Annotated in this window: 18 protein-coding genes; 5 read left to right on the top strand and 13 right to left on the bottom strand. The window is 73.2% G+C overall.

The features are described 5' to 3' along the window. The first annotated feature begins 21 nt into the window (after positions 1–21). Complete coding sequence (msrB, locus tag ACFQQI_RS01370) at positions 22–423, top strand: peptide-methionine (R)-S-oxide reductase MsrB (RefSeq protein WP_378556778.1); 402 nt, start codon at positions 22–24, stop codon at positions 421–423. 10 nt (positions 424–433) lie between these two features. Here msrB and ACFQQI_RS01365 read toward each other — a convergent pair whose 3' ends face one another. The 7 genes from ACFQQI_RS01365 to ACFQQI_RS01335 all read right to left on the bottom strand — a co-directional run bounded on the left by ACFQQI_RS01365 (position 434) and on the right by ACFQQI_RS01335 (position 7,968). Further along, positions 434–1,063 (bottom strand): hypothetical protein, encoded by a 630-nt coding sequence (locus ACFQQI_RS01365; protein WP_378556775.1) that lies wholly within the window; start codon positions 1,061–1,063, stop codon positions 434–436. Between the two features lie 58 nt (positions 1,064–1,121). Beyond that, positions 1,122–1,865, bottom strand: a complete 744-nt coding sequence (gene hemQ / locus ACFQQI_RS01360) for a hydrogen peroxide-dependent heme synthase (protein WP_378556772.1) — start codon at positions 1,863–1,865, stop codon at positions 1,122–1,124. Positions 1,866–1,886: 21 nt separating this feature from the next. Then, positions 1,887–2,540 (bottom strand): response regulator, encoded by a 654-nt coding sequence (locus ACFQQI_RS01355; protein ID WP_378556769.1) that lies wholly within the window; start codon positions 2,538–2,540, stop codon positions 1,887–1,889. After that, entirely contained in the window at positions 2,537–4,603 is a 2,067-nt protein-coding gene (locus ACFQQI_RS01350) for a sensor histidine kinase (protein ID WP_378556766.1), read from the bottom strand. Before ACFQQI_RS01350 ends, ACFQQI_RS01355 begins: the two co-directional genes overlap by 4 nt. Positions 4,604–4,610: 7 nt before the next feature. Then, positions 4,611–5,321: a hypothetical protein gene (locus ACFQQI_RS01345; protein WP_378556763.1), complete on the bottom strand. Its 711-nt coding sequence runs from the start codon at positions 5,319–5,321 to the stop codon at positions 4,611–4,613. A gap of 162 nt (positions 5,322–5,483) precedes the next feature. Beyond that, a complete protein-coding gene (gene hemG, locus ACFQQI_RS01340; protein ID WP_378556760.1) occupies positions 5,484–6,851 on the bottom strand; it encodes a protoporphyrinogen oxidase in 1,368 nt (455 codons plus the stop codon). Between the two features lie 13 nt (positions 6,852–6,864). Then, positions 6,865–7,968, bottom strand: coding sequence for an LLM class flavin-dependent oxidoreductase (locus ACFQQI_RS01335; protein WP_378556757.1), 1,104 nt, complete (start codon positions 7,966–7,968; stop codon positions 6,865–6,867). Positions 7,969–8,082: 114 nt separating this feature from the next. Here ACFQQI_RS01335 and ACFQQI_RS01330 point away from each other — a divergent pair, with 114 nt between their 5' ends. Then, a complete protein-coding gene (locus ACFQQI_RS01330) occupies positions 8,083–9,003 on the top strand; it encodes a DUF4349 domain-containing protein (protein ID WP_378556754.1) in 921 nt (306 codons plus the stop codon). Here ACFQQI_RS01330 and hemE read toward each other — a convergent pair. Next, positions 8,988–10,040 carry a uroporphyrinogen decarboxylase gene (hemE, locus tag ACFQQI_RS01325; protein WP_378556751.1) on the bottom strand — a complete coding sequence of 351 codons (1,053 nt, stop codon included), beginning with the start codon at positions 10,038–10,040 and terminating at the stop codon, positions 8,988–8,990. The two genes, ACFQQI_RS01330 and hemE, sit on opposite strands and share 16 nt — an antisense overlap. 70 nt (positions 10,041–10,110) lie before the next feature. On the opposite strand from hemE, the gene ACFQQI_RS01320 reads away from it, so the two are divergent. Together ACFQQI_RS01320 and ACFQQI_RS01315 are read left to right on the top strand one after the other, a co-directional pair. Next, on the top strand, positions 10,111–10,773 hold the full coding sequence (locus ACFQQI_RS01320; protein ID WP_378556748.1) for a DUF3000 domain-containing protein: 663 nt from the start codon (positions 10,111–10,113) through the stop codon (positions 10,771–10,773). A 4-nt stretch (positions 10,774–10,777) separates the two neighbouring features. Then, positions 10,778–12,034: an HRDC domain-containing protein gene (locus ACFQQI_RS01315; protein WP_378556745.1), complete on the top strand. Its 1,257-nt coding sequence runs from the start codon at positions 10,778–10,780 to the stop codon at positions 12,032–12,034. 6 nt (positions 12,035–12,040) lie between these two features. Here ACFQQI_RS01315 and ACFQQI_RS01310 read toward each other — a convergent pair whose 3' ends face one another. The 4 genes from ACFQQI_RS01310 to hrpA form a co-directional block, all read right to left on the bottom strand. Next, on the bottom strand, positions 12,041–13,408 hold the full coding sequence (locus ACFQQI_RS01310) for an ABC transporter substrate-binding protein (RefSeq protein ID WP_378556742.1): 1,368 nt from the start codon (positions 13,406–13,408) through the stop codon (positions 12,041–12,043). Between the two features lie 92 nt (positions 13,409–13,500). Beyond that, complete coding sequence (locus ACFQQI_RS01305) at positions 13,501–13,908, bottom strand: type II toxin-antitoxin system PemK/MazF family toxin (protein ID WP_378556739.1); 408 nt, start codon at positions 13,906–13,908, stop codon at positions 13,501–13,503. 168 nt (positions 13,909–14,076) lie between these two features. Then, positions 14,077–14,673, bottom strand: a complete 597-nt coding sequence (locus tag ACFQQI_RS01300; RefSeq protein ID WP_378556736.1) for a hypothetical protein — start codon at positions 14,671–14,673, stop codon at positions 14,077–14,079. Between the two features lie 21 nt (positions 14,674–14,694). Further along, positions 14,695–18,465: an ATP-dependent RNA helicase HrpA gene (hrpA, locus tag ACFQQI_RS01295; RefSeq protein ID WP_378556733.1), complete on the bottom strand. Its 3,771-nt coding sequence runs from the start codon at positions 18,463–18,465 to the stop codon at positions 14,695–14,697. 54 nt (positions 18,466–18,519) lie between these two features. Here hrpA and ACFQQI_RS01290 point away from each other — a divergent pair, with 54 nt between their 5' ends. After that, a complete protein-coding gene (locus ACFQQI_RS01290) occupies positions 18,520–20,031 on the top strand; it encodes an FAD-dependent oxidoreductase (protein ID WP_378556730.1) in 1,512 nt (503 codons plus the stop codon). 19 nt (positions 20,032–20,050) lie between these two features. On the opposite strand, the gene ACFQQI_RS01285 is transcribed toward ACFQQI_RS01290, so the two are convergent. Then, entirely contained in the window at positions 20,051–20,665 is a 615-nt protein-coding gene (locus ACFQQI_RS01285; protein ID WP_378556727.1) for a TetR/AcrR family transcriptional regulator, read from the bottom strand. Positions 20,666–20,713: the final 48 nt, after the last annotated feature.

Raw genomic sequence — 20,713 nt, 5'->3', positions numbered from 1 at the left:
GCCCCAACCTACAATCGAGCCATGGCCTACAACGTGGAGAAGTCCGACGCGGAGTGGCGGGAGGAGCTCTCGCCGGAGGAGTACGCCGTGCTGCGGCAGGCCGGCACCGAGCGGGCGTTCACGGGTGAGTACACCGACACCGAGACCACGGGCGTCTACCGCTGCAAGGCGTGCCAGGCCAAGCTGTTCGAGTCGGACACCAAGTTCCACTCCGGCTGCGGCTGGCCGTCCTTCTACCAGCCGATCAGCGACACGATCGAGTACCTCGAGGACAACTCGCACGGCATGAAGCGGGTCGAGGTCCGCTGCGCCAGCTGCGGTTCCCACCTCGGCCACGTCTTCCCCGACGGCTACGGCACCCCCACCGGCGACCGCTACTGCATCAACTCGATCAGCCTGTCGCTCGAAGCAGCGGACTCCTGAGCCGCAGGGCTCACTCGTCGTCGACCAGCGCCGGGACGACGACCACCACGGCCTCGCCGTAGGTCTGGTCCGCCCACGTCTGCAACGAGCCGTCGTCGTACACCGCGTCGACGATCACGCGCGGCCCGTCGACGTACGCACCCTGGGCGCCGGGGAGGTCCTGCACCTCGGCCTGGATGCGCTCGAGGTCGGCCTGGCCGAGCGACTCGGCCGGCTCGGGGTGCGTGGGCCCCTCGACGGGCATCGCGTCGTACAGCGCGGCCGGGATCGCGCCGGAGACCGTGAGCCGCTCGCCGTCCCACGTGCCGGTGACGTGGAACTGCCCCCACCGGGTGTCGCCCTGCCGCTCGAAGACGCCGTTCTGGTCCTGCCAGCTCCAGCCGACGAGCTCGGGGCCGCCGCACTGCGGCGGATAGGACTCGGCGACGGGGCCGAGGCAGAGCTCGGGCGTGCCGGTGTCCATGACGGTCGCGAGGACGCGGGTGTGGACCGAACCGGGTGCGGGCGGCACGGCCGTCGGACGGTCGGTGGTCGCTGCGGCGTCGGTCGGCCCGGCGTCCGTCGCGGTGCTGTCGCCGTCGTCGCTGCCGCAGGCGGTCAGGGCCAGGAGCAGCGCGGCGGTTGTCAGGATCGTTCTCACGCGGGTACGACGTCGCGCCCGGCGGACCGGTTCCCGGCCGGTCCAGACCGGCGCGGGGTCAGGGCAGCTGGTCGAGCAGGTCGCCCACGTCGATGCGCCGACCGGTGTAGAACGGCACCTCCTCGCGCACGTGGCGGCGCGTCTCGGAGCCGCGCAGGTGCCGCATCAGGTCGACGATGCGGGAGAGGTCGTCGGCCTCGAACGCCAGGATCCACTCGTAGTCGCCGAGCGCGAACGACGGCACCGTGTTGGCGCGCACGTCGGGGTAGCCGCGCGCCATCTGGCCGTGCTCGGCGAGCAGCCGACGGCGCTCGGCGTCGTCGAGGAGGTACCACTCGTAGGACCGCACGAACGGGTAGACCGCGACGTAGTCGTGCGTGCGCTCGTCGGCGAGGAACGCCGGCAGGTGGCTGCGGTTGAACTCCGCCGGCCGGTGCAGCGCCATCTGCGACCAGACCGGCGCGAGCCGGGTGCCGAAGCGGGTGCGGCGCAGCCGGTGGTACGCCGCCTGGAGCTGGTCCGCGGACCCGGCGTGCCACCACACCATGACGTCGGCGTCGGCGCGCAGGCCGGCGACGTCGTACACGCCCCGGACGACGACGTCGTCCGCCGCCAGCTCGGCGATCAGCTCCTCGACCTCGACCGCCTCGCGCTTGCGGTCGGCACTTGCGTTGGACCCGGGGCAGCCGAGCCGGTCCTCGAGGCGGAAGACCGACCACATCGTGTAGCGGATCAGGTCGTTGAGCTCGTTGATCCGTGCGGCGTTGGACTTGATGTGAGCCTGCGGGTCGGTCTCGGTCATGCCTCCATGATGAGGCCCGCCTCAATCCCGACCGTAGCCGGCCTCCCGGGCCTTGATGATGGCCTCGGCACGGCCGGCGGCGTGGAGCTTCGCGTAGATGCCGGAGACCGCGTTGCGGACGGTCTTGTTGGAGACGTAGAGCTCCGCGGCGATCGCGTCGTTGGACCGGCCGACGGCGAGCAGCCGCAGCACGTCGCGCTCGCGGTCCGTGAGGTCGGGGAACGGCTCGGGCTCGTCGGCCTGCGCCAGCGCGCCGGAGAAGTACGTCGAGACGCGCGCCGCGAGCCGCGCCCCGAAGACCATGCCGCCGGCGGCCGCGGCGCGGATCGCCGTCTGCACCTCCTCGGCGCCCGACCCCTTGAGCAGGTAGCCGCTCGCCCCGGCGCGGATCGCACTCAGCACGGTGTCGTCGTCCTCGTTCATCGTCAGCATCACCACCCGCACGCCGGACTGGCGGCCGGTGATGTGCCGGGTCGCCTCGATGCCGTCGAGCTGGGGCATCTGGATGTCCATCACGACGACGTCGGGCGCGGTCTCGCCGACGACGTGGATGGCGTCGCGGCCGTCCGCGGCGGTGCCGACGACCTCGATGCCGTCGAGCGCGCCGAGCAGGCTGGACAGCCCCTCGCGGACGATCTGGTGGTCGTCGACGACCACGACCCGGATGTCGGTCATGCGCTCTCCCTCAGGGGCAGCCAGGCGCGCACGACCGTGCCGCCCGTGGGTGGACAGGTGACCTCGCTGCGGCCGCCGAGCTCGGCCGCGCGTTCGCGGAGCCCGACCAGGCCGACGCCGGCCTGCGCCGTTGGGTCGATGCCGACGCCGTCGTCGGCGACCTCGACGAGCAACGCGGCGTCGACGACCTCCAGGCGGACCGTGCAGCGGGTGGCCCGGGCGTGCCGGGCGACGTTCGTCATCGCCTCGCTCGCGATGCGGTAGGCCGCGACCTCGACGGCGGCCGGCAGCGGGCCGAGCTCGTCGGCCTCGACCGTGGCGGCCGGCTCGAGCTGCTCGCCCTGCTGGCGCAGTGCGCCGACCAGCCCGCGATCGTCGAGGGCGGGCGGGCGAAGGTCGTGGACGAGACGGCGTACGTCGGCGACGACCTCCTGCAGGTGCGCCCGGACGCCGTCGACCTGCGCCTTCGCGGACTCCGGCTCCCGGTCGACCAGCAGGCGCGCGGACTCGAGCTGGAAGACCGCGCCGCTGAGCGCCGGGCCGAGGCCGTCGTGGAGGTCGCGGCGGATCCGGCGACGCTCCTCCTCGCGAGCGGTGACGAGCCGCTCGCGGCTCTCCTGGAGCTCGTCGGCGAGGCGGCTGGTGCGCGCGGCGGTCGCCGCCTGGCGCACCAGGTCGCCGAGCAGCTCCTCGTCGCGGCGGGACAGCTGGCTGCGCAGCCCGCGGGCGGGCAGCACCAACCGGCCGACGTCGGCGCCGCGGTAGGTGATCGGCAGGGTGCGGATCTGCTCGGGCGGGGTGCCGGACGTCGCGATCAGCCGCTCGCCGTTGCTGCGGTCGACCTCGACGCTGACGTAGCCGACGCCGAAGGCGCTCGCCACCGACCGCGCGACGGCGGCGAGCTGCTCGGCGCCCTCGTCGGTGGACTCCAGGGTCGAGGCGAGGCCGGCCACCACGTCGTACGGGTTGGCCCGGTCGCCGAAGAAGTAGCGGCGCACACCGCTCGACAGCCGCTGGCGCACCGGGCCGTAGAGCAGCACGGTCGTCAGCAGCACGAGGAGCACGACCTGCGACTGGGCCATCTCGTCGTCGAGGAGCGCGCTCAGCGCCGCGACGACGACGAAGTCGATCGCGACGAGCACGACCGCGAGGAGCGACAGCAGCAGCGTGCGGCCGAGGAGCTCCTCGATCGAGACGACGCGGGGGTTGACCACGGCGACCGTCATCGCGATCGGCGTCAGCGTGATGCAGAGGAAGAAGACGGCGCCGGTCAGCGCGCCGAGGTCGAGGAAGATCGTGACGACGATGACCGTGGCGGTCACCAGCGCGCCCCAGAGCAGCCAGCGCATCTGGTCGCGCTCGGTGCCGCGCGAGCGGCGGTAGCGGTGCACGACGACGCCGATCGGCACGACCAGGCCGATGACCGTCAGTGCCTGGAGGCCGCCGGTGAGCAGGTCGGCGATCGGCTCGAGCGCCCAGATCGTGGTCGGGTCGGGGTCGACGCCCGGAGGCAGTCGGTCGGTGGCGAGGTCGTACGGCGCGATCGTCGTCGCGACCGCGACGAGCACCAGGACCGCCATGCACACCCAGCTCGCGACGCCCCACGCGCCGCGGAGGAAGCGGCCCTCGGGGAAGAGCAGCGGCAGCACCACGATCGTCGCGGGGAGCAGCGCGGTGAACCGCGCCAGGAACCAGACCGCGAACGACATCCCGGGCAGGGCGTGGTCGGTGACCATCCCGAGGCGGACGTAGGACTCCGCGAGCCCGTCGAGCGCCCAGAAGAGGCCGACCCCGCCGAGGGTCCAGCCGATGACCTGGTGGCCGGGGTGGCGCAGCACGATCGTCGACAGCACCCCGAGGACGAGGCCGACGAGGCCGGTGCCGATGCCGTGGCCGATCTCCATGCCCTCGCCGAACGACCAGAGCTCCGGCTCGCCGTACGACCTGCTCTCGAAGAGGAGGACGCCGACGACACAGGCCAGGCAGAGCGCGGGCAGCACGGCAGCGACCGGCCAGGAGGCCGGCCGCTGCACGGTGCTGCGCGAGCTGCTGGTGTCGTTCACCGGCACATCATGACCGGAACGCGCGGTCGCCGAGGGCAAACCCGGCAGCCGTCACGACGAGCCAGAGCGGACCGGTCATGCCGGCCATGTACTGCAGCGGCGAGATGCCGAGCAGCAGGGTGAGGCCGCCCAGGACCAGGCCGACCCGGCCGATCCAGCGCGGCGCGGCGCCGGCGCGAGCCGCGACGAAGACGGCGAGGCCGCTGAGGCCCGCGAGCGTCCAGAGCCACGGGATGGTGCCGATCCAGTGGTTGAACAGCGCGGCGTTGGCGGGGTCGACCATCGTCGGGTCCTCGACGAAGGCCATGATGAACTCGGTGTCGAGGCCGCTGCCCAGGATGCCGACGACGGCGGTGCCGAGCAGGCCGGAGAAGGCCACCAGCGGGGCGGTGGATCCGTCGCCGAGGGCGGCGCGCAGCCGGCGGAAGAGCCCGGCGGCGAACACGATGGTCAGCACGGCGCCGACCGTCGCGAACGTGTGGAACGCGAACATCGGCCCGGTCTGGTCGGCCAGCTTCGCCGCGATCGCCGGGGTGTCGCCGACGAGCTTCTCGTCGTACACGGCGTTGACCATGCCGCTGGTGACGATGACGCCGATGCCGGCCACGCCGGCGCCGATGCCGGCCAGCGCCCAGGAGCGGGACGCGCTGCCGGTGCGCGGGTTGATCGTCGTGAGGTCCGATCGGACGGGGTTCTCGGTGGTGACGTGGGTGGTCATCTCGGTGCGCTTTCTGTGAGTGGGTGCTTCTCGATGACCAGAGGTTGCTGGGCCGGTTGTCCCGGCGACGAGGGACAACGGGGCAGAGGTGGGTGGGCGTTCGGGATAGTCCGGCACGAAATGGCCGTGGATCGTGCCGGATGGCGACCAGAACGTGACGGACTATCCCAGCGGTGCGACGGCGTCGGCGGCGGCCCGGTGAGCGGAGCCGATGACGGCGGGGATGCCGACGCCGTCGTAGGCGGCTCCACAGAGGGCGAGGCGGGGTACGTCGGCGACGGCCGCGCGGGTGCGGGCCACGCGGTCGAGGTGGCCGACGGCGTACTGCGGGAGTCCGCCGCCCCAGCGCTGGACGTGGGTGTCGACGGGGCGGGCGGCGACGCCGACGGCGTCGTGGAGGTCGGCGAGCGACCAGGCGACGAGCTCCTCGTCGGTGGCCTGGAGCGCGGTCTCCTCGCCGTACCGGCCGAGCGAGGTGCGAAGGAGCAGGAGGCCGTCGCCGGCCGCGCGGACCCAGCCCCACTTGGCGAAGGAGAACGTCGACGCCTTGATCCGGCGTCCCTCGATCGGCGGCACCAGGAAGCCCGAGGAGTCCGTGGCGTCCAGGGACGGTACGTCGGCGGCGCGGAAGGCGAACGTCACCACCGCCATCGACGCCGACTCCACCTCGGCCAGCGCGGCCGCGGCTGCGGGGGCGACCGCCGACAGCAGCCGCGCGGTCGGGGCCGCCGGGGTCGCCAGCACGACGGCGTCCGCGGCGACCAGCTCGGGGGCGGTGGTCGGGCCGACGACGAGCTCGAACCCGGCGGCGCCGCGCCGCAGCTCGCGCACGGTCGCTCCGGTCCGCACCGACAGGCCGGTGGCCAGCGCCTCGGGGAGCTGCCCCATCCCGCCGGGGATGCCGGCGAAGACCGGCAGGTCGTACGTCGTGGGCGCCCCCGCGGCCTGCTCCAGCACCGACCCGCGGGAGGCGTAGGCGACCAGCTGGGGCACGGCGGCGCGGGCGGAGATGAGCCGGGCGTTGCCGGCGTACACGCCCCCGAGCAGCGGCTCGACCAGCAGGTCGGTGACCTCGGGCCCGAACCGGCGGTCGACCAGGGCGCCCACCGAAACGTCCTCGACCAGCGCCTCGGGCGGCAGCGTCGGCTCGCGACGGACCCGTTCCACGGCCTCCGGCGAGAGCACGCCGGACGCGGCGAGCTGCTCCAGGTCGAGCGGGACGCCCATCAGCGAGCGGGGCAGCGGCCGCAGCGCGTCGCGCGTCCAGATCCGCGACGACGCGGTCGTCGGGTGCTCGATCGGCAGCCCGAGCTCGCGGGCCAGGCCGACGCCCTCCGCGCGACGGTTGAGCATGGCCTCGGCGCCGACGTCGACGGTCACGCCGGCCACGGAGGCCCGGAGCAGCTTGCCGCCGACCCGCGCGGACGTCTCCAGCACGACGACGTCGTGCCCGGCGGCGACGAGGTCGCGGGCGGCGGTCAGTCCGGCGACGCCGGCACCGACCACGACCACCCTGAGCGCGCCGACCACGCGCCCAACTCTGTCAGACCGGGTTCGGCGGCTCCCACAGGCCGCGGCGGGCCAGCTCGGGCAGCACACCCTCGCCGAACCAGTACGCCTCCTCGAGGTGCGGGTAGCCGGAGAGCACGAACTCCTCGATGCCGACCTCGTGGTACTGCTCGACGAGGTCCGCGATCTCGGCGTACGACCCGACCATCGCGGTCCCGGCGCCGCCACGCACCAGCCCGACGCCGGCCCACAGGTTGGGGTGGATCTCGAGCCCGTCCTTCGAGCCCCGGTTGAGGTCGAGCATCCGCGCCTGCCCGACCGACTCGCTCTGGCGCAGTCCCGCCTGCACCCGCGCGATCTCCTCCTCGGAGATGCCGGCGAGCAGGCGGTCCGCCTCGGCCCACGCCGCCTCGGAGGTGTCGCGCGCGATCGTGTGCAGGCGGATGCCGAAGCGCACCCGGCCCTCGCGACCGGCGTCGGCCGCGAGCTTGCGGATCCACTCGACCTTCTCGAGTACGGCGGCCGGCGGCTCGCCCCAGGTCAGGTAGACGTCGACGTGCTTCGCGGCGACGCGACCCGCCGCGGGCGACGAGCCGCCGAAGTAGATCTCCGGCAGCGGGTCGGGGACCTGCGACAGCACGGCGTCCTGCACGCGCAGGTGCTCGCCCTCGAAGGTGACGGGCTCCCCCGTCCACAGCCGCCGCACGATCGTGAGGAACTCGTCGCAGCGGGCGTAGCGGTCGTCCTTGTCGAGGAAGTCACCGAACATCCGCTGCTCCCGGCTCTCGCCCCCGGTGACGACGTTCAGCGCGAGCCGGCCGGCCGAGAGATTCTGGAACGTGCCCGCCATCTGCGCGGCGAGGAACGGCGCGGTGAGTCCGGGCCGGAACGCGACCAGGAACCGCAGCCGCTCCGAGACCTGGCTGAGCATCGCGGTCGTCACCCACGCGTCCTCGCACCAGGCGCCGGTGGGCGTCAGCGCGGCCTCGAAGCCGAGCTGCTCCGCCGAGCGCGCGACCTGGCCCAGGTAGGGCACCGACGCGGGTCGGCCGGACGGCCCGGCCTCGACGCCGTGTCCGCCGCCGACCACCTGACGGCCGTCCCCGCCGTTGGTGGGCAGGAACCAGTGGAACTTCATGGAGGGTCCTCTCGTCGCGACTGCCGGAATCAAACTGAGTCTAGTCATTTTGTGGATTATGGGCTCGGAGAGGGCCGCGGGAACCGACGAGGCCCGGTCCCCGTCCGAGCCGGCATGAACCACTCACTCACCCGCTCGCTGGCGACCGCGATCCTCGGCGCGGCGCTGGCCGCCGCACTCATCGGCTGCTCCGGGGGCGGCAGCGACAGTGACAGCAGCAGCGCCGGGGACGCCGCCGCTGTGGACGAAGGTGCCGCCGGCGGGTCTGCCGAGAGCCTCACCGGCGCCGCGGACCAGCCCGCGGCCCGCGAGCAGTCGGCGGACGTGCCCCGCGCCGTGATCCGCAAGGGCAACGTCGCGCTCCGCGCCGACGACGTCGACCGCGCGCGGATCGACGTGCAGAAGGTCGTCGACCGCCACGCCGGCGAGGTGACGGAGGAGGAGACCATGGCCGACGAGGACGGCAGCGCGGCGTACGCCCGTCTGGTGCTGCGCGTGCCGTCCGACGACTTCGCCGACGCCGTGTCAGAGCTCAAGGAGATCGGCGAGCTCGAGTCGGCGAACACCAACGAGGACGACGTGACGACCAAGGTCATCGACGTGCAGACCCGGATGAAGGTGCAGGAGCGCAGCATCGCCCGGATCTCCGTGCTCTTCCAGCAGGCGCGGAGCATCCGCGACATCATGGCGATCGAGGCGGAGCTCTCGCGGCGCCAGGCCGAGCTGGAGACGCTCCAGCAGCAGGCGGCCTACCTCGAGAACCAGACGTCGCTGTCGACGATCGTCGTCAGCATCGACAAGATCCCGGCGAAGGACGGCGGGCCGAAGGGCGACGACGACACGGGCTTCCTGGCCGGGCTGTCGGCCGGGTGGGGCGCGCTGTCGGCGTTCGCGGTCGGCCTCGCCACCGCCCTCGGCGCGCTGCTGCCGTGGCTGGTCGTCGCGGCGATCATCGGCGTGCCGGCGCTGCTGCTGGTCCGGTCACTGCGGCGGCGCCGGCCGGCACCGCCGGAGGCGCCTCAGGCCAGCGAGTAGCCCTGCACGAACTCGGTCAGCCGCTGCAGCTGGTCGGGGTTCGTCGAGGGCAGCACGCCGTGGCCGAGGTTGAAGACGTGGCCGCGGGCCTGCCGGCCGGCCTCGATGACCTCGGCGGCGCGCGCGGTCATCACCTCGGTCGGGGCGAAGACGAGCGTCGGGTCGAGGTTGCCCTGGACGGCGCGGTCACCGACCCGCGGGATGGCCTCGTCGAGCGGGGTGCGCCAGTCGACGCCGACCACGTCGGCACCGGCCTCGCCCATGAGGCCGAGCAGGTTCGACGTACCGACGCCGAAGTGGATGCGCGGCACCCCGAGCTCGCCGGCGCGGGCGAGCACGCGCGCGGAGTGCGGCATCACGTGGTCGCGGTAGTCGCGCGGCGTGAGCGCGCCGGCCCAGGAGTCGAAGAGCTGGACGGCGGAGGCGCCCGCGGCGACCTGCACCTCGAGGTACGTCGCGGAGATCGCGGCGATCTTGCTCAGCAGCGCGTCCCAGACGTCGGGGGCGCCGAACATCATCGCCTTGGTGCGGGCGTGGTCCTTGGAGGGGCCGCCCTCGACGAGGTACGACGCGACCGTGAACGGCGCACCGGCGAACCCGATCAGCGGCGTCCCGCCGAGCTCGCCGACGAGGCTGCGCACCGCCTCGGTGATGAAGGGCACGTGCTCCGCGGTGAGGTCGGGGATGCGCGAGACGTCCCTCAGCGTGCGCACCGGCCGCGCGACGACCGGGCCGACGCCCGGCTTGATCTCGAGGTCGACGCCGACCGCCTTGAGGGGCAGCACGATGTCGGAGAAGAAGATCGCCGCGTCGACGCCGTACCTCCGGACCGGCTGGAGGGTGATCTCGGTGACCAGCGCGGGGTCCATGCAGGACTCCAGCATGCCGATCCCCTCGCGCACCGCGAGGTACTCGGGGAGAGAGCGGCCGGCCTGGCGCATGAACCACACGGGCGTGTGGGGCACCGGCTCGCCCCGGACCGCCTTGAGGAAGGCGCTGTCGCGCAGCTCAGGCAGGGGGCTCTGCGGGTCCGGCATGGGCGAAGCCTCGCAGGTCAGTCGGCGTGTTCGCACATCCGCGACCCGGGACCGACCTACTGTGAACCCTATGGTCGTCGGTCAGGAGGCGCACCCGGGCGCGGGTGCGGGCGCGGCACCCGCGGAGTTCCGCGAGGCCGTCGCCAGCATGCACGCCGCCCGGCTGCGGCCCGAGGTGTTCTGCGAGGAGATGCCCGCGCCCCAGCGGATCGCCCCGTGGGCGTCCGCGCTCTCCGCCGACGTAACCGTCGACGGCACCGACATCGGGACCGGCCGCATCATCCTGCTGCACGACCCCGCCGGCAACGACGCGTGGTCGGGCACCTTCCGCTGCGTCGCGTACGCCCGCGCCGAGGTCGACCTCGAGCTGATCTCCGACCCGATGCTCGCGGCGGTGGGGTGGTCCTGGCTGACCGAGGCGCTCGACGAGCACGGCGCGGCGTACCTCGCCGCCTCGGGCACGGTGACCCGCGTCGCCACCGAGAGCTTCGGCGGCATGGCCGACGAGGGCGGCACCGCCCAGGTCGAGATCCGCGCCTCCTGGACGCCCGTGCTCCCGGAGGACGCCCCCGACCTCGCTCCGCTCGACCTGGCCCCGCACGTCGAGGCCTGGGGCGAGCTGCTGTGCACCGCGGCCGGCCTGCCGCCCGTCCCGGAGGGCGTGGCGGTGATGCCGAGTCGCCGCGGACAGCGGGGCGGTGGATCCGGAGACGCCCCCGGTGGCGGACACTGACCCAATGCCCGAGGACGACGACACCACCACTCCCCCTCCGCCGCTGCTGCGGCTGCGCGACGACCTCCCGCCGGTCGTCGAGTCCGAAGCGGCGCTGGACGAGGTGGCCGACGCGATCGCGCACGGCACCGGGCCGGTGGCGATCGACGCCGAGCGTGCCTCCGGCTACCGCTACTCCTCGCGCGCCTACCTGATCCAGCTGCGTCGCGAGGGATCGGGCACGTTCCTCGTCGACCCGATCGCCTTCGACTCGCTCGAGCGGCTCCAGCAGGCGCTCGACGGCACCGAGTGGATCCTGCACGCGGCGACCCAGGACCTGCCGTGCCTCACCGAGGTCGGCCTGCGGCCGACCACCCTCTTCGACACCGAGCTCGCCGGCCGGCTGCTCGGCTACCCGCGGGTGGGGCTGGCCACGCTCGTCGAGCAGCTGCTCGGCTCCCGGCTCGCCAAGGAGCACTCGGCCGCCGACTGGTCCACCCGCCCGCTGCCGCGGCCGTGGCTGGAGTACGCCGCGCTCGACGTCGAGGTGCTGGTCGAGCTCCGCGGCCTGCTGGGCGAGGAGCTCGAGAAGGCCGGCAAGGCCGAGTGGGCGCTCCAGGAGTTCGAGTACCTGCGCCACTTCCGGCCCGCGCCGCGCACCGACGCCTGGCGGCGGACCTCCGGGGTGCACCGGGTGCGCGGGCGACGCGCCCTCGGCGCCGTACGCGAGCTCTGGGAGACCCGCGACGAGATCGCCGCCCAACGCGACGTGACGCCCGGCCGGATCATCCCCGACGCGGCGATCGTCGCAGCCGCCACGGCGATGCCGACCGACCGGGACGCACTGCTCGGCACGCACGGCTTCCACGGCCGCGGCGCCGAGCGCTACGCCTCCCGGTGGGTGGCGGCGCTGCGTCGCGTCGCCGAGATGGACGACAACGACCTGCCGACCCGCACGCCCCGCGGCGACGGCCCGCCGCTGCCTCGCGCCTGGGCGGAGAAGGACCCCGTCGCGGCCCGGCGCCTGGCGCTCGCGCGCGAGGGCCTGAACCACCTCTCGGAGGAGCTGTCGGTGCCGGTCGAGAACCTGCTGACGCCCGACTACATGCGCCGCACGCTGTGGACGCCGCCCGCCACCCGCGACCCGGTCCGCCTGGCGCCCGCGGTCGCAGAGCGGCTCGCGGGGTACGGCGCGCGGCCGTGGCAGATCGAGATCGACGCCCCGATCCTCACCGACGCGATCCTCGTCGCCGAGGACGAGAAGGACCCGGCCGACGACTGAGCGCCGCTACTCCGAGTCGGTCTCCGACGGGTCGGGCGACTCGGAGAGCGACTCGGGGTCGAGCACGGTGCGGGACGTCTCGTCGATCTCGGTCGTGACGGCGTCGAGGTCGAGGACGCCGACACCGAACACCAGCTGCCGGAGCTGGGGCGCCACGGCCTCCTCGAGCTCGGGGAGGGTGTCGATCAACGGCGCCACCGCAATGGACCGCACGCTGGTGTTGAAGAACAGCGAGTGCTCCGGCCGGCGGCCGGGCTGCAGGAAGTCGTCGGAGAGCGCGACCTCGACGTTCGCGGGCTGGAGGTAGCCGGTGCGGCTGACCGTCGCGACGGAGTCGGGGCCGATCTCGTGCACGATGAAGTCGGCCGCGATCGCCGGCGACGGCGTCTCCGCCGACATGCACAGGGCGGTGACGTCACCGACGGTCGCGGAGCCGTCGAGGCGCGGCATCGGCAGCACGTCGAAGTCGAGGTCCGCCTGCTGGCGCAGGGTCGGCACGAGCGACCGGTCGCCGGCGATCATCCCGAGCTTGCCGCGCAGGAACCACCGCAGCGCCGGCGCCTGCTCGAGCTGGGCTTCGTCGAGCGTGACCTGCGGGTTGCGCAGCAGCTCGAGGGTCCGCTCGAGGGCGTCCTTGGTGTCGTCGCTGGAGAACGCCAGCGACGTCGGCGAGCTGGAGTCGTCGAAGACCGAGCCGCCGCCGGAGAGGATGAACGGCCCGAGCCCGTCGAGCGTCGGGTCGATGTGCACCCCCTTCGCGCCGCGCGCCGGGCGGCTCGCGAACTCGGCGGCCGCGGTGAACTGGTCGAACGACCAGCCGGTCGCCTCCTCGTCGGGGGCGTCCAGCTCGCGGTTGCGCATCCGGTCGAAGTTCACGAGGCGCTTGTTGTAGAAGATGACCTGGGGCGTGACGCCGTACGGCATGCACTGCAGGTGCTCGTCCGCGCTCAGCTGCTCGAGCGCGCTGCGCGTGTAGTTGTCGCCGAACTCCACGCCCCGCTCGTCGAGCAGCTCGTCGACCGGCTGGGTGTACTGGTTGTCGAGCAGCCAGCGCAGCTGGGAGCGCGACGCCAGGAACACGTCGGGCAGCTTCTCGCCGCCCTCGATGGCGTCGCGCATCGAGGCCTCGGAGGTCCAGCTCCGGATCTTGGCGTCGACGTGGTCGGGGTCGACGTTCCAGGCACCGACCGTGGCCCCGAACGCGCGCTGCACGTCGCGCGGACCGACGACGCCGAACGTGATCTGGTCGGGCGGCGTCGGCTCGGCACTGGTGGGGGTCGGAGTCGGGGTCGGCTGTTCCGGGTCACCGGTGCAGGCCGCGGTGGTCAGGACCGTCGCGGCCACGACGACCGCCAGCATTCGGTTCACCCTCACCGGGGCTCCACACCACCTCTCGGACGCACTCATGAAGCCGCCCGGGCAGGCCCGGGCGCGGCCCACCCTATCGACCCGGAGGCGGGTCGGGGTCAGTCGAACGCGTGGTGAGAGCGTGCGGCGTCGATCACGCGCGCGAACACGGCGGGGTCGAGCGCGGCGCCCTCACGGCGTACGGCGTCCGCCTCGAGCCGGATCAGCCGGTCGAGCCGCACCTCGCTCGGCCGTCGCGACCGGTCCCAGCCGCCGCTGCCGACGTCCATCCAGTGTCGGCCCCACCGCGCCTCCTGCTCGGCGTCGCGGTCGTGGTCCTTGCTGGTCAGCATCAGGCCGAGCAGCTCGCGGCCCTGCACGCCGACCAGCAGCACCGGCCGGTCCTTGCCCCGGGACGGGTCGTCCTCGTAGGGCACCCAGCCCCAGACCACCTCGCCGGGGTCGGGCCGCCCGTCCGCCTTCGGCGCGTAGGAGACCGGGAACGGCGACCGGGCGACCGGGGACACGGGGCGAGCTCGCTTCAGCCCCCGGAGAAGACGATGACGCAGACCCATGGGACCGAGGATAGAAGCACGCCGGACCGGGAGCGCCTCACGGCGCGTGGCCGCTCGTAGCGGCTGATGTTGGGACCCGGGGCTGCCGCGGCCCGGCGTGCTCCGACGATTGTAACGGCGTCAGGCGAGCGGATGTTCCAGTTCGGCGTGACCCGCCGCCTCGAGCTGCTCCGAGAGCACCAGGATCCGCTGGACCTCCGCCTCGGTCGGGTCGCTCAGCGCCGCCCGCCCCGCGGCGACGACCCGCGCGAACGCCGCCGCCCGCAGCAGGACGTCGGCAAAGTCACTCTCGGCGATGCCGCGCAGCACCTGGTCGACCATCGCCTTGAGCTGGTCGGGTCCCGGCGGGTCCGCCACCCCGGCGACGACCCGCGCGACCGGCGCGCTGCGCAGCCCGGCCTCGAACTCGCGGGAGACCGCGAGCGGGTCGGCGTACACCCAGGAGCGCAGCAGGTAGAGCCGCCACAGGCAGCCCGCGAGCGAGTCGGCCGGCGCGCCGGACCAGACCTCCGCGATCGTCTCGATGCCCTCGCTGTCTGCGAGGCGCAGCACGCGCTCGGCGACCGCGGCGTCGTCGGTGTCACGCGCGCCCCGCACGAGCAGGTACGCCGCCCGGTCCGCCGCCTCGCTGACCAGCGCCGGGTCGGCGCCGCCGGTCAGCGCCTCGAAGAAGTTGCTGCCGGGCGTCATCGGCCGGTGGTACTGACGGTCCGTCACGCCTGCAGGCTACGCGTCGGACTAGCTGGTGAGGGTGCGCCGGATGCGCTGATCGCTGACGGGGTACGGCGTGCCGAGCTGCTGCGCCCACAGCGAGACGCGGTACTCCTCCAGCATCCAGCGCACCTGCCGCAGCCGCTCGCCCGGCGGCCGGCCGTCGGGCAGCGCGTCGCGCTGGTGGAGGTAGGCGTCCTGGACGTCGGCGATCTGGTCCATCATCTGCCGGTCGCGGTTGACCTGACCGGGCAGCTTGTCGCGGCGCTGCTCGAGCGCGGCGAGGTAGGTCGGGTAGCGGCGCAGCTGGGTGGCGCCGGACTCGCCGACGAAGCCGGGGTGCACCAGCCGCGCGAGCTGGGCGCGCATGTCGGTGAGCGCGGGCAGCATCGTCATCTCCGCCCGTCCGCTGAGCGCCTTCTCCGCGCGCCGCCACGCGTCGAGCACCCGGACGACGTCGGCCATCGTGGCGCGCACCTGCGCCTCGTGCTCGCGGGCGGCGTCGGCGAGCAGCGCCGCGTACGCCGCCTCGTCGCGCACGGCCGGTCGCGCGTCGACGACGTCCTGCAGCACGGCCGCGCGCACGTCCTCCAGCAGGTCAGCCACGCTGGCGTGGGGCGATCCGGCGAGGCCGAGCTTCTCGGCGTTGGTGAGCCCGGCGACGATCCGCTTGACGGGCGAGTCGACGGCCAGGAGCAGCAGCCGGCGTACGCCGAGCCGGTGCCGCGCCTCCTGCTCCTCGGCCGACCCGAAGACCTGGAGCCCGACGGTCGCGCCCTCGTCGACCAGCGCCGGGAACACCTGCACCTCGTGGCCGGCCCGCCGCTGCGTGAACGACCGCTCGATGGTGCCGAACGTCCACGTGGTCTCGCCGGTCCGGGCGAGGCCGCTGTCGCTGGCGACCTCGGCGATCGCCTCGGCGAACTGCGGCCGCAGCGGCTCCTTGAGCGCCTCCAGGTCCTTGCCGCGCGCCTGCTCCTGGCCCCCGTCGTCGATGACGCGGTAGGTCGGGCGCAGGTGCTCCGGCACCTTCGACCAGTCCCAGGCCTCGCGCGGCACCACCGCGCCGGTCGTCGCCCTGCACCACCGCTCGAGGGCGTCGAGCAGCGGCTCCTCACCGGGCGGCACGGCGGCGAGGAACTCGCGCGCCTTGTCGGGCGCAGGCACGAAGCTGACGCGGAGGTTCTTGGGCAGGCTGCGGATCAGGCTGGTGACCAGCTCCGCGCGCAGGCCGGGCACGTTCCAGGAGAAGTCATCGGCCTCGACGCGGTTGAGGGTCGCGACCGGCACGTCGATGGTGAGGCCGTCGTCCGCGGCGCCCGGCTCGAAGTGGTAGCTGATCGGGAAGGTCAGCCCCTCCCCTTCCCACTGCGCCGGGTAGTCGCCGGCACTCACCTCGCCGGCGGTGTCGTGGGTCAGCATCGCTGGGTCGAAGGTGAGCAGCTCCGGCGTCGTGCGGCGGGCCTGCTTCCACCACTGGTCGAAGTGCGCGCCGCTGACCACGTCCGCGCCCACCCGGGCGTCGTAGAAGTCGAAGAGCGTGTGCTCGTCGACGACGATGTCGCGGCGCCGGGCCCGGTGCTCGAGCTCCTCGGCCTCCTCGAGCAGCCGCCGGTTGGTGTCCATGAAGCGGTGGCGAGTGTGCCACTCGCCGTAGACCAGCGCGTGCCGGATGAAGAGCTCGCGGGCGAGCGCGGCGTCGACCTTGCCGTAGGAGACCAGGCGGTCGGCGACGAGGGGCACGCCGTACAGCGTCACGCGCTCGTAGGCCATGACGGCCGCGCGCTTCTTGCTCCAGTGCGGCTCGGAGTACGTGCGCTTCACGAGGTCGCCGCCGAGCCGCTCGGCCCACTCGGGCTTGATCGCGGCGTTCTGGCGGGCCCAGAGGCGGCTGGTCTCGACGAGCTCGCCGGCCATCAGGAACTGCGGGTTCTTGCGGTGCAGCACGCTGCCCGGGAAGACCGCGAAGCGGGCTCCGCGGGCGCCGAGGTACTCGCGGGGGCCTCGCTTCTCCTTCTCCCGCTCCTCCAGCAGGCCGATGTGCGAGAGCAGGCCGGAGAGCAGCGCCTGGTGGATGCCGTCGCTGTCGTACGGCGCCCCCGCGGTAGCGGTGGTTGAGGAAGGCGCGCTAGCGCCTGTCTCGAAACCCATCTCTTTGCAGACCTGGCGCAGCTGCGACTCGAAGTCCTGCCATTCCCGGACCCGCAGGTAGTTGAGGAACTCCCGCCGGCACATCCGGCGGAACGCCGAGGACGAGAGCTCCTGCTGCTGCTCCTTGAGGTAGCGCCAGAGATTCAGCCAGGTGAGGAAGTCGCTGCCCTCGGCCTTGAAGCGCGCGTGGAGCTGGTCGGCCTGCGCCTGCTCCTTGGGGTGGTCGGCGCCGGGCCGCTCGCGTGGGTCCTGCAGCGACAGGGCGGCCGCGATGACGACCACCTCGCGCACGCAGCCGAGCCGCTCGGCCTCGACGATCATCCGGGCCAGGCGGGGGTCGATCGGCAGGCGGGCGAGCCGCCGCCCGAGCTTCGACAGCCGGCCCTCCCGCAGCGCGCCGAGCTCCTCGAGGAGCTGCACGCCGGACTGCACGTTGCGCCGGTCGGGCGGCTCGACGAACGGGAACCGCGCGATGTCGCCGAGCCCGAGCGAGGCCATCTGGAGGATGACGCTGGCCAGGTTCGTGCGCAGGATCTCGGGGTCGGTGAACTCCGGACGCCCCTCGAAGTCCGCCTCGGAGTACAGCCGGACCGCGATGCCGGCCTCGACGCGGCCACACCGTCCCGAGCGCTGGTTGGCCGAGGCCTGGCTGATCGGCTCGATGGGCAGCCGCTGCACCTTCGTGCGCACCGAGTAGCGGCTGATCCGGGCGACGCCGGTGTCGACGACGTACCGGATGCCGGGCACGGTCAGCGACGTCTCGGCGACGTTGGTGGCCAGCACGACGCGGCGTACGGCGTTGCCGTGGGAGCTGAACACGCGGTGCTGCTCGGCAGCCGTCAGCCGGGAGTAGAGCGGCAGGACCTCCGTCCTGGGCAGGTCGCCGAGCGCGTCGGCGGTGTCGCGGATCTCGCGCTCGCCGGGCAGGAAGACGAGCACGTCGCCGGGGCCCTCGGCCGAGAGCTCCTTGATCGCCTCGACGATCGCCTCGGTCTGGTCGCGGACGACGACCTCGCCCTCGTCGTCCTCGTCGTCGAAGGCCATCAGCGGGCGGTAGCGGACCTCGACGGGGTAGGTGCGTCCGGAGACCTCGACGACCGGGGCGTCGAAGTGCTTCGCGAACCGCTCCACGTCGATCGTCGCGGAGGTGATGATCAGCTTGAGGTCGGGCCGGCGGGGCAGCAGCCGCTTGAGGTAGCCGAGCAGGAAGTCGATGTTGAGGCTCCGCTCGTGGGCCTCGTCGATGATGATCGTGTCGTACTTCCGCAGCTGCCGGTCGCGCTGGAGCTCCGCGAGCAGGATGCCGTCGGTCATCAGCTTCACGCGGCTGCTCTTCGACGTGCGGTCGGTGAAGCGGACCTGGTAGCCCACGAGGTCGCCGAGCTCGGTCTCGAGCTCGCTCGCGATCCGCTCGGCCACCGACCGCGCAGCGATCCGGCGCGGCTGGGTGTGCCCGATCAGGCCCTTCGTGCCGCGGCCGAGCTCGAGGCAGATCTTCGGCAGCTGGGTGGTCTTGCCGGACCCGGTCTCGCCGGCGACGATCACGACCTGGTGATCACGGATGGCCGCGGCGATGTCGACGCGGCGCTGGGTGACCGGCAGCTCCGGCGGGTAGGCGATCTGGAGCTCTGCGGTCGGCGGGGTCATGACCGGCCCATTCTGCCAACCCTGTCCACTAGAACATGTTCTAGTATCCGGAGCATGACGGATGCCCAGCAGTACGACGTCGTCGTGGTCGGCTCGGGCGGGGGCGCGCTGACCGGCGCGCTCCTCGCCCAGAGGGCAGGCCTGTCCACGGTGGTGGTGGAGAAGACCGCGTGGGTGGGCGGCACCTCGGCGTACTCCGGCGGGGCCTGCTGGCTGCCCGGCAGCCAGGTGCAGCAGCGCCCGGACCTCCCGGACTCGACCGAGTCGGCGCGGACCTACCTCGCCTCGGTGCTCACCGACCCGGACTGGCACCCGGACGACGAGAAGGTCGAGACGTTCCTGGCGCACTCCCCCGAACTGGTGGCCGAGCTCGAGGCGGCAGGCATCCCCTTCGAGTGGCTGCCCTTCTCGGAGTACTACGACGCCCCGGGTCGCGTGGCGATGGGCCGCTCGATCCAGCCGACGAGCATCAAGCGCGGCGACCTCTCCCCCGAGGTCGCGGCGCTGGTCCGTCCGCCGGTGGAGCGCGACCGGCTCGGCCAAGGCGGCCGCAACACGCTGACCGGCGGCCAGGCACTGATCGCGCGGCTGCTCGAGGGCTTCGTCGCCGCTGGTGGCACGGTGCTCACCGAGCTACCGATGACCGGCCTGGTGCTCGACGGCGACCGGGTCGCGGGCGTCGCGGCGATGACACCCGAGGGGCCGGTGGAGATCCGGGCCCGGCGGGGCGTGCTGGTGGCCGCCGGCGGCTTCGAGGGGAACGCCGAGGAGCGGGCCGCCCACGGCGTGCCCGGCGACGTCGCGTGGACGATGGCCCCGCGTGGCACCAACACCGGCGAGCCGATCGCCGCCGGCATCGCGGTCGGTGCCGCCTCCGACTACGGCGGGCTGGGGTGGTTCTGCCCCGGGCTCGCGCAGCCCGACGGCGGCGGGTCGTTCACCCTCGGCTTCCGGTCGGGTCTGATGGTCGACCAACGCGGGCAGCGCTACGGCAACGAGTCGCTCCCCTACGACCGCTTCGGCCGGATCATGGCGGAGGCCCCCGAGCGGATCCCGTCGTGGTTCGTGTTCGACTCCCGCGAGGGCGGGCGGCTGCCGGCGATCGCGATGCCCGAGGGCGACCCCACGGAGCACCTCGAGGCGGGCACCTGGGTGCGCGCCGACTCGATCGCGGACCTGGCCGAGCGGATCGGCGTACCCGCCGACGCCCTCGTCGCCACCGTCGAGCGGTTCAACGGCTTCTGCGCGAGCGGGGTCGACGAGGACTTCGGCCGCGGCAGCGACGAGTACGACACGTTCTTCACCGGCGGAGCAGGCCCCACGCCGTGCGACCAGGGGCCCTTCTTCGCCGCGCGCTTCGTGCTCTCCGACCTCGGCACCAAGGGCGGCCTGGTCACCGACGCGGCCGCGCGGGTGCTGCGCGAGGACGGGTCGGCGATCGAGGGCCTCTACGCCGCGAGCAACAGCGCGGCGTCGCTGTTCGGGCCGCGCTACCCGGGCCCGGGTGCGCCGCTCGGCTCGGCCATGGTGTTCGCGTCGCTGGCCGTGCGGGACATGCGGGGCTGACCGGAACGACCGGGCTGCGTCACTCGCCGGGTGAGGCCCCGACGATCGCCGGCAGCGAGCCGGTGATGATCGCGAGCAGGTCGTCGCGGGTGACGCCGCGCGGGTCGTCGATCCACGAGAGCACCAGCTCCTCGACCATCGCGGACCAGCCGCGCACCACCAGCCGGTTGGCCGGGGTGTCGGCGATGATCTCGCCCTCCCCAGAATGCAACCGAGCGTCCTCGCGGAAGATGCGGCTGTTGAGCGCCGACCGGGCGTCCTCGTAGATTGCGCGCAGGCTCTCGTTGCCGCCGGCCGCGGCCTTCACGAGCGACACGTAGCCCTCGTGGTTGGCGACCACGTAGTCGACGTACGCCGTCACCGAGGTGAGCAGCCGCTCCAGCGGGTCGCCGTCGGTCGGCGGCGTGGTCTGCGCGATCAGGTCGTCGGCGGCGTGCCGCACCACGGCCTCGTGGAAGGCCTGCTTGCTGCCGAAGTAGTGATAGAGAAGACCCCGGGAGATCCCGGCCTCCTCGGCCAGCAGGTCGATCGACAGCTCGTCGAGCGATCGGTGCGCGAGCAGGCGTACGCCGAGGTCGAGCAGCTGCTCACGGCGCTGCTCGGGCGAGAGCCGCGTGCGGGACGTGGTGGACACGACCCCACTCTATTGACGTTCGTTCAATAACGCCACTACCGTCGACGC

The sequence above is a fragment of the Nocardioides sp. GCM10030259 genome, assembly GCF_042666375.1.
Classification (GTDB): domain Bacteria; phylum Actinomycetota; class Actinomycetes; order Propionibacteriales; family Nocardioidaceae; genus Nocardioides.
Note: the sequence above shows the minus strand (reverse complement) of the source record. Positions and strands in the feature narration are given on the sequence as shown.

Coding starts and splice junctions, on each gene's coding strand:
- msrB (WP_378556778.1), top strand. CDS start 22: ATGGCCTACAACGTGGAGAAGTCCGACGCGGAGTGGCGGGAGGAGCTC.
- hemQ (WP_378556772.1), bottom strand. CDS start 1,865: ATGACCGAGACCGACCCGCAGGCTCACATCAAGTCCAACGCCGCACGG.
- ACFQQI_RS01355 (WP_378556769.1), bottom strand. CDS start 2,540: ATGACCGACATCCGGGTCGTGGTCGTCGACGACCACCAGATCGTCCGC.
- ACFQQI_RS01345 (WP_378556763.1), bottom strand. CDS start 5,321: ATGACCACCCACGTCACCACCGAGAACCCCGTCCGATCGGACCTCACG.
- ACFQQI_RS01335 (WP_378556757.1), bottom strand. CDS start 7,968: ATGAAGTTCCACTGGTTCCTGCCCACCAACGGCGGGGACGGCCGTCAG.
- ACFQQI_RS01330 (WP_378556754.1), top strand. CDS start 8,083: ATGAACCACTCACTCACCCGCTCGCTGGCGACCGCGATCCTCGGCGCG.
- hemE (WP_378556751.1), bottom strand. CDS start 10,040: ATGCCGGACCCGCAGAGCCCCCTGCCTGAGCTGCGCGACAGCGCCTTC.
- ACFQQI_RS01320 (WP_378556748.1), top strand. CDS start 10,111: ATGGTCGTCGGTCAGGAGGCGCACCCGGGCGCGGGTGCGGGCGCGGCA.
- ACFQQI_RS01315 (WP_378556745.1), top strand. CDS start 10,778: ATGCCCGAGGACGACGACACCACCACTCCCCCTCCGCCGCTGCTGCGG.
- hrpA (WP_378556733.1), bottom strand. CDS start 18,465: ATGACCCCGCCGACCGCAGAGCTCCAGATCGCCTACCCGCCGGAGCTG.
- ACFQQI_RS01290 (WP_378556730.1), top strand. CDS start 18,520: ATGACGGATGCCCAGCAGTACGACGTCGTCGTGGTCGGCTCGGGCGGG.